The sequence below is a fragment of the Corallococcus interemptor genome (assembly GCF_003668875.1).
Lineage (GTDB): Bacteria > Myxococcota > Myxococcia > Myxococcales > Myxococcaceae > Corallococcus > Corallococcus interemptor.
Map to the genome: position 1 here is coordinate 55,833 of NZ_RAWM01000043.1, position 7,643 is coordinate 63,475.

General features: G+C 71.0%; 7 protein-coding genes and 1 pseudogene. 3 read left to right on the forward strand and 5 right to left on the reverse strand.

The window, feature by feature from the left end:
- Positions 1 to 62: 62 nt before the first annotated feature.
- The 3 genes and pseudogenes from D7X96_RS17950 to D7X96_RS17960 all read right to left on the reverse strand — a co-directional run.
- Positions 63 to 503: pseudogene (locus tag D7X96_RS17950) on the reverse strand (thermonuclease family protein); the annotation flags it as partial.
- Complete coding sequence (locus tag D7X96_RS17955) at positions 500 to 2,128, reverse strand: lamin tail domain-containing protein (RefSeq protein ID WP_306449830.1); 1,629 nt, start codon at positions 2,126 to 2,128, stop codon at positions 500 to 502. The pseudogene D7X96_RS17950 and the gene D7X96_RS17955, both read right to left, overlap by 4 nt.
- A 42-nt stretch (positions 2,129 to 2,170) precedes the next feature.
- Positions 2,171 to 4,135 (reverse strand): hypothetical protein, encoded by a 1,965-nt coding sequence (locus D7X96_RS17960; RefSeq protein ID WP_208647334.1) that lies wholly within the window; start codon positions 4,133 to 4,135, stop codon positions 2,171 to 2,173.
- A gap of 194 nt (positions 4,136 to 4,329) precedes the next feature.
- Between D7X96_RS17960 and D7X96_RS17965 the strand changes: the two genes are divergently transcribed.
- Both D7X96_RS17965 and D7X96_RS17970 read left to right on the forward strand, forming a co-directional pair.
- Positions 4,330 to 5,103, forward strand: coding sequence for an alpha/beta hydrolase (locus D7X96_RS17965; RefSeq protein ID WP_121770276.1), 774 nt, complete (start codon positions 4,330 to 4,332; stop codon positions 5,101 to 5,103).
- Between the two features lie 10 nt (positions 5,104 to 5,113).
- Positions 5,114 to 5,692: a DUF2378 family protein gene (locus tag D7X96_RS17970; RefSeq protein ID WP_167510853.1), complete on the forward strand. Its 579-nt coding sequence runs from the start codon at positions 5,114 to 5,116 to the stop codon at positions 5,690 to 5,692.
- A 3-nt stretch (positions 5,693 to 5,695) separates the two neighbouring features.
- On the opposite strand, the gene D7X96_RS17975 is transcribed toward D7X96_RS17970, so the two are convergent.
- The gene (locus D7X96_RS17975; RefSeq protein WP_120550593.1) at positions 5,696 to 6,856 is read right to left on the reverse strand and encodes an ATP-grasp domain-containing protein; all 1,161 of its coding nucleotides are present in this window, start codon (positions 6,854 to 6,856) and stop codon (positions 5,696 to 5,698) included.
- Between the two features lie 130 nt (positions 6,857 to 6,986).
- On the opposite strand from D7X96_RS17975, the gene D7X96_RS40005 reads away from it, so the two are divergent.
- Positions 6,987 to 7,136 carry a hypothetical protein gene (locus D7X96_RS40005; protein WP_158626596.1) on the forward strand — a complete coding sequence of 50 codons (150 nt, stop codon included), beginning with the start codon at positions 6,987 to 6,989 and terminating at the stop codon, positions 7,134 to 7,136.
- A 4-nt stretch (positions 7,137 to 7,140) separates the two neighbouring features.
- On the opposite strand, the gene D7X96_RS17980 is transcribed toward D7X96_RS40005, so the two are convergent.
- On the reverse strand, positions 7,141 to 7,437 hold the full coding sequence (locus D7X96_RS17980) for a hypothetical protein (RefSeq protein WP_120550592.1): 297 nt from the start codon (positions 7,435 to 7,437) through the stop codon (positions 7,141 to 7,143).
- Positions 7,438 to 7,643: the final 206 nt, after the last annotated feature.

Here is a 7,643-nt window from a genome sequence, read left to right on the forward strand (position 1 = left end):
GTGGACGCCGCCGGGCGCCGGCCCCTGGGACACGGCGCCGGGCAGCGCCCCCACAGGCCCCGGCGTGCGCGCCGGGCCTCCAGCTCCAGGGCCTCGAACTCGCCGCGCCGGGAGGCTCCGGCCGGTGGGATGAACAGCGTGCACGCGTAGCCGCGCTGCACGAGCAGCGCGTTCACGTCCTCGCCGTCCACGGACACATAGGCGAGCCGCCGCCCGTAGCGGTCCGTGCACGCCTCTCCATCCCGCAGCCGCACCGCGCGGCCCTCCACGAGCGAGCGGTTGAACGCCGCGGCCTCCTCGCCGAAGCAGTCGTCGTGGCCCTTCGTCGTCTCCGGGGTGTCGGCCAGCAGGTAGCGGATCCGCTCGCCGTCCTGGAGCACGACGGTGTCTCCGTCGATGACCTTCGTCACCACGCCCGTGCTCGGGCCGCACTCCCCTTCCCCGCCGCCACAGGCGGACAGGACGGTGAGCAGCCACAGCCATCCCAGGACCTGTGTCCTCATGGCGCGCACGTCCGGTTCTCCCGGCCCGGCGTGCCCCGGTCGCCCGCGCCGTAGGTCAGCCCCGGGGGCGTGGAACAGAAGGCCCCGGCCGCGTCGTTGCCGGTGGCGTCCCGCACCCGGGCGTCCAGCTGCGAAGACACCCCGGGCTTCGCCGCGTCCGTGAAGGCCACGGAGTCCAGGACGGTTCCCTGCGCGGACAGCTTGAGGACATGGGCGCCCGCGCCGTTGCCCAGGCCGAACGCGAAGGTGCCGAGCACCGAGGGCAGCCCACCGTTGAGCGAAGCGTCTTCGACGCGCGCGAGGACCGCGAAGCTCCCGGCCTTCATCGACAGGCACAGCGGGGACTCCAGGGCGGAGCTGCCCGCTTCGTTGGCGAGCGTCACCCCGTTGAGGTCCACCTCGCGCAGCGCGAGCAGCTCCACCCATTCGCCCTGCGCATCCGGGACGGCGGCGGGGTCCGCCATGAACTCGGTGAGCACCAGGGAGCCCACTGTGGGAACGCGGGGCGCGCGGGACTGGCCCGTCGTCCGATCGATACACCCTGTCCGCGCCGTGCCCGCGTCGGTCCCGGTGCAAACGCGGTTGGCGCGTCCCGGTGTGCCCAGGTTGCCCTTGTCACCGTAGGCCTCCGTGGCCGCGCACCAGGCGTTGCCCTTCGCATCGGCGGACACCTGGGTGGCCACGCCGTCCTGGGCCGGGCCATACAGCGCGCTGTCGATGAGCACGCTCCCTGCTCGGATGGCAACCACACCGCCCGCGTTGCGCAGGTCCGCGGAGAACGTGGCCAGCGGCTCCGGCAGGCCGCCGTTCACCTCCGGCTCCCGCCTGCGAGCGAACAGTGCGGACTCTCCAGCGGCCAGGGACAGACAGCGCTCGGACTCCAGGCGTGTGCCAGACGTGTCCGTTCCCACCGTCAGCCCGTTGAGGTCCACGGGCACGGTGGCGCGGACTTCAATCCACTCGCCCACCGTGTCATCGCCGTGCGGGTTGGCCATCACCTCGGTGATGATCAGCTCGCCAGGACGTGGGGGCTGGACCTCGCGCGGAGAGTCCGCGCCCGGTGGCAGGCACGTCACTCCACCGTCTGTCAGTACGGGGCACGGTGCGTTCGCGGCGCCCGGGCTTCCCGGTGCATCGCACCAGCGCGACAGGCCGTCACGGGTCCGGGCCAGGCCTGACTTCGCGGGCGCTTCCAGCACCACCGTGTCGAGCACCCGCGTTCCACACCGCAGGCCCAGCAGCCCCGCGCTGTTCCCCAGCGCGCCGAGCGCATCGCCATAGGTCTGGTCCACGTGCTCGGGCAGTGCACCCTCGCGCACGTCGCCCAGCACGACGTAGGTCCCCGCGTCCACCGGCAGGCCCGTGGTGAACGTGTAGACCCGCTCCTGCGCGGCTTCATCGCGCGCGGTGAAGAGCGTGACGCCCAGCAGGTCCACGGTCTCCCCGGTCGGGTTGTGCAGCTCCACGTACTCCTTACCCGTGTCCGCGCCCGCGGGGTCGTTGAGGTACTCCGTGATGACCAGGTCCCCCGGCAGCAAGGCCTCACAGGCCGCGGGTTCCTCCTCCCCTGTGGGCAGTCCACACGCCGCCATCCACCCCAGCACCCATCCCAATCCCAACCTCACGCCCCATCCCCACACTGCCCGAGCCACCACACTCCGCTCCCTTCAGAACCGCGTCTCCACTTCCAGCGCGAACAGGTGCCGGGGCGCATCCGGCGGCGTCCGGGCACCTCGCGCGTCCTTCAAGTCCACGACCCACGCGTAGCGGCCTCGGGTCGTCACGGCGTCCGCCGTCCAGCTCGCATCGAGCGAGGCGCGGAAGGACTGCTCCAGCCGGTTGCGCGTCGACAGGTCTTCGTCCTTCCACACGGCGCGGCCCCGCAGCCTCACGGCGTCGCAAGGCCGCACCTGCGTCTCCACCACCGCGTGCGCGTCCTCACGCACGCCCCGGTTCACCGGATCATCCACGCGGGCATGCGCGTACTGCGCGGACACGGACACCGCATCGTGAAGCTCCGCCTTCACCCGGGCCGTGAGGCGCAGGAGCGACCCTGAACAGGGGCCATCGAAACAGTCCCCCGCAGTGCCGACGTCCTTGTCCCGGTACTCGGCCCACAGCGACGGTTGGAACAGCGCATGCGCGCGCCAGTCCACTCGCGCCGAGGCCCGCATGTTCACCGTGCCGGCGCTGCCCACCTCCGCGCCATCCGAGGGCAGCGTCCAGGCATCCACCTCACCGCGCAGCCGCAGCACACCCTCCAGACGGTGCACGTAGCGCACGCGCGCGCCCACTTCATTCCGGGCCCGTGAGCCCTCCAGCTCATCCGGGCCGGAAGTCGCGCCGGTGTAGGGATTGGCGAAGCCGCGTCCGTAGGCCCGCAGCGACAGCTCCAGCTCCTTCGACGTGCCCGCCACCACCGTGCGCTGAAGCACGCCGAGCCCACCGCCGCTCGCATCGAAACTGCGCGCCGCCTCCACGAAGAGGTCCACGGGGCCCAGGCCCCACGCGCCATCCATGCCCACCGCGCCGAACGCACCGCCCGCCGGGTAGCCCGCGGTGGAGCGGAAATCGAGCGCCGCGCCCTCCACGCTCCACACCGGCCGCGCGCCCCAGGCCGTCACTCCGACCTGTGCCCGCGAACCCCAGGCCATCGCCGCGTGGCCCCCGCCCGCCCATTCGTGGAACACACCAGGCAGCTTGCGAGCCACCACGCGTCCCGAGGGCGTCCCCATGAGCCACACCGCTGGCGCCTTGCACGCCGTGCCCTCGCACAGGGCATGCGAGAGCAGCGAGCGGGACTGGTACGAGCCGAAGCCCGTCACGGACACCCCTGACGAGGACCGCACCGTGCCCACCACGCCCCGGAAGCCTTCGTCCCACTGGAAGTCCGGCGTCACGTCCGCGTCGCGCTCCTCGGGCGAGCAGGCGCCTTCTCCCAGGAAGCACCAGCGCTCCACGCCGCCCGGCGCGCGCACGGCGTCGTCGGGCAGGAAGCCGTCCGGCGTGGGCAGCCCGGTGGTGTCCAACGTGAGGCGCTGTCCAAAGCCCAGCCGGTACGAGCCCACCAGCACCGAAGCCCGCTCGCCTGACCACTGACCGTGGAACTTGGGCACGGCCACGGACACGCCAGGCGCCTCCGCCACCAGCGCCCGCCGGTTCACGTCCCGGTGCACCGCGCCCAGCCGCCTTCGCGTCAGTGACGTGAGCAGCCCCACTCTCCAGCCCTCCGGTCCCGCGACGCGCACCTGGAGCGCCAGCGGCGGCAGCACCGGATCCGACGCGGCGAACGCCGTCAGCAGCCGCGCATCCCCTGTCACCCGCTCTGGCGCCGACGTCAGGAAGGGCGCCAACCGTTTCCTCTCCTCTGGCGTGAGCCCCCCGTCCACGCGCGCGTACGTCAGTCCCGGCAGCGCATAGAGCGCGGCGCGCGACGCATGCGCCGGGTCCACCCCCGAGCGCCGCAGCACCAGCAGCGCCGACAGCGTCTGAGCCGTGATGGCCCCGTCCTCCCTCAGCGCGAGCAGCGCCTGCTCCCCCGTGTCCTCGGGGTCGACCTCATAGGACGCGGCGAACCCAAGGAAGGGCACCCCCAGCAGGAACAGCCACACGCAGACGAGGACGGAACGCACGCGGCGGGCCCTCTGCACGAGCGGGACCACCCTTCCCTACAGAGAAGGAACGACGCGCGGTCCATCCCTTCCCCGGACCCGGCGTCCAGGCCAGGGACGGCGGCCCACGAGCCTCCACGTGGGCGTGGGCCGGTGCGGCTATGCTGCGGTGACATCTTCGCGAGGCCGGAGCCGTCCGGCCCCAGAAACAGCGCATGGGCTACGTCCACATCCTTCGCCACTTCCCCTCTCCGCAGGAGGGGTTCAACCGCACCGTCCGCATCTACACGCCGGACACCTACGACGCCTGGCAGGACCACCGCTTCCCGGTGCTCTACATGCACGACGGGCAGAACGTCTTCGCGCATCCGGAGTCCGCCGTCTTCGACACGTGGTGCGCCAACCGCGTCGCGGAGGAGAACGTCCAGGCGGGGCGGATGGAGCCGTGGATCATCGTCGCGGTGGACTCGGGCCCCGGGCGCTTCCAGGAGTACTCGCCGTGGGACGAGCCGCGCAACGGCGTGTCCGCGCGCGGCGAGGCCTACGGGCGCTTCCTCGTGGAGGAGCTGAAGCCCTACATCGACCGGACGTACCGCACGCGCCAGGGCAGCGAGTGGACCGGCGTGATGGGTTCTTCGCTGGGCGGCCTCATCTCGCTGTATCTGGGATGGAGGTTCCCGCAGGTGTTCGGTCGCATCGGCGCGCTGTCGCCCACGGTGATGTGGAGCCAGGGCCGCCTGTTCGACGCGTGGCGCGAGCACAGCCACCGCTGGTCCCGCATCTACCTGGACGCGGGCGACACCGAGTTCATCCACGCGGGCGGCATCCCCCTGGACTACGGCCGGGGCACGCGCGAATTCTTCCGCCACCTCAAGGGCCTGGGCTACGGCGACCATGAGGTGTCGCTCGTGCTGGAGCCCGGCGGCGAGCACCACGAGAAGGACTGGCAGCGCCGGCTGCCGGGCGCGATGCAGTGGCTGCTCGGGTGAGCGTCTTCTCGTGACGCGCCGGCCCCGCTCGGTGCCGCCCGAACAGCGGCAGGTCTACGTGCAGGTCGTGGAAGGCCTGCTCCAACATGGTCTGAAGGGCCAGGTGTCCCCCCGCCTGCGTGAACGGCTGCGCCAGGCGGGCGTGGACCTGGACCGGCCGCTGTTGCCGCTCTACCCCGTGCCGCTCTGGGCGCGCTGCCTGGAGATCGTCGTCGAGGAGGTCTACCCGGGCATGCCCAAGGTGGAGGGCTACGCCCGGCTCGCCCGGGCGCACGTGGAGGGCTACGGCGCCACGCTGCTGGGGCGCGCGGTGATGGGCGTGATGCGCGTGCTGGGTCCCCGGCGCGTGGTGCAGCGGATGCCGGAAGTCCTGCGCGGCACGGACAACTACACGGAGGTGAAGCTGGTGGAGCGCGGCCCCGCGCACTTCGAGCTGCACTTCAACTCCAGCCTCAAGGGGCCCGGCTACGTGGAGGCCCTGCTGGAGGCCCTGCTGGCCGTGGGCGGCGCGAAGGCGCCTTGCGTGACGAAGCTGTTCGACGACGGCGAGCGCAGCGAGTACGCGCTCACCTGGATCCAGGAGCCGTAAGACTCACGTCGCCTGGATGAAGCGCACCGCGTCCCGCATGGACTCCAGGTCCGGGTGGCGCGTGAGGTACATCTCTTCACCCAGCAGCGAGTGGTAGATGGGCGGCAGCTCGCGGTGCAGGAGCAATGACTTGCCCAGCCGTTCGACGATCTGCGCGTGCGAGTGCTTGTAGCGCCGGCCGTGCCGCCGGGCGCTGTGGCAGACGTGGTGGCGCGGGATGTACTGGAAGTCCGCCACCGGGTCGCCGGTCACGACGCGCGCATAGAGCCGGTACACGTCGATGTCGCACGTGTAGTTCATCATGTCCGTCATGAAGCCACCGGGCGGGCGGAGGTTGGCCTCCAGCACGACGAAGCGGCCATCCGGCAGGCGGAAGAACTCCAGGTGGAACCAGCGCTCGCGCAGGCCGAACGCGGCGACGACCTGGCGGCCCAGCACGTCGAGCGCGGCGGGGATGTGCTGGAGGCTCCAGAAGGAGATGTCGCGCCGTTCGGTGACGGTCTCCATGCCGCCGTCGCTGTACTCGTGGCTGAGGTTGAAGACGATGACGCCGTGGCGGTCCACGATGCCGTCGTAGGTGACGATGGTGCCGCGCACGAAGGGCTGCGCGACGTAGGACGTGGGCAGCGGGTGCGCGAGCGCGGCGTCCACCTCCGCGTCACTGGCGACCTTGAACGTGTGGGCGGCGCCCACGCCCACGTCGGGCTTGAGCACCAGCGGGTAGCCCACGCGCGCGGCGAAGGCCTTCACCTGGTCCGCGTCGCGCACGCGCAGCAGGTCCGGGTGGGGGACGCCGGAGGCATGGAAGACCTCGGCCATGCCGGACTTGGAGCGCAGCTTGAGGATGTCCGAGGGCTGGAGGCCGGAGACGTGGAAGTCCTCGCGCAGGCGGGCTTCGACCTCGAGCCAGGATTCGTTGAGGGACTCGATGCGGTCGATGCGGCCGTGGCGCCAGGTGAGGTAGCCGGTCGCGCGCAGCAGGGCGTCCGAGTCGTTGAGGCTGGGGACGAAGAAGTATTCGCGCAGGGACTCGCGCAGCTCCGGGCGGAGGGACTCGTAGGGCGTGTCGCCGATGCCCAGCACGGTCACGCCGCGCTCGCGCAGCGCGGTGGCGAAGTGGAAGTACTGGGAGGGGAAGTGGGGGGAGATGAAGACGAAGTTCATGGCTCCTGGCGGGCGAGTCCTCCGCTGAGGGTGGACCATAGCGGCCCCGCCCGCGCCCTAGAAGCCCGGTGGGGAACAGTGTCCACCAGCGGGACTCGCGCCAGGGGCCTGCACCGGGAACACTCGCGCCATGGCGGAGGATTCCAAGGCGTTCGCCCTCCACTTCCAGCCCGCGGGGCCGCGGGCCGCAAGGGAGGCAGCGGTGAAGGAGTGGCGCGACTGGTGGGCCGCGCACCGGGACACGTTCAAGAAGCGCTGGGGTGAGCGGAGCGGAGGCTGAGGGCCTACCCCTGGTCGGACTGAAGGTCGCCGACCCTGCCTGTCTGAACGATTTGCTGGATGGCGGACGCGATGTGCTCCCGCGTGACGGAAGCGACGACCACGAGATTCCGCTCAAGAAACACCCTGCCGCTCTTCAGCGCATCCTCAACATCCTGGGTCAAGCGAGCCGGGTCGTACACGGTGAGCGAGTACCGACGTCCCTGAATCACCGCGACGACTCCGGGGAGCCAGCCTTTGGCCTCGACCTCCCAAGCGTAGTCCTCGAAACCGGGAGGGAACTCCAGAACGATGTTGCTCATCACGGAACACCGAAGAGGCGCTCCACTTCGTTTGTCACCCGCGCTTCGAACTTCGCCAGTTCGCTCAAGCTCTTCGGCTCGGTGAGCGTCAAGGTAGATGTCGCGTGAAAGGGTTCAGCCGATGCGCTTCGGCTCCTGTGCTTCCGGTGAGGGGTTGAGGCGCACGGGGCCCGCTGGCGTCCAGTCGCGCGTGTCACGGCTCCATC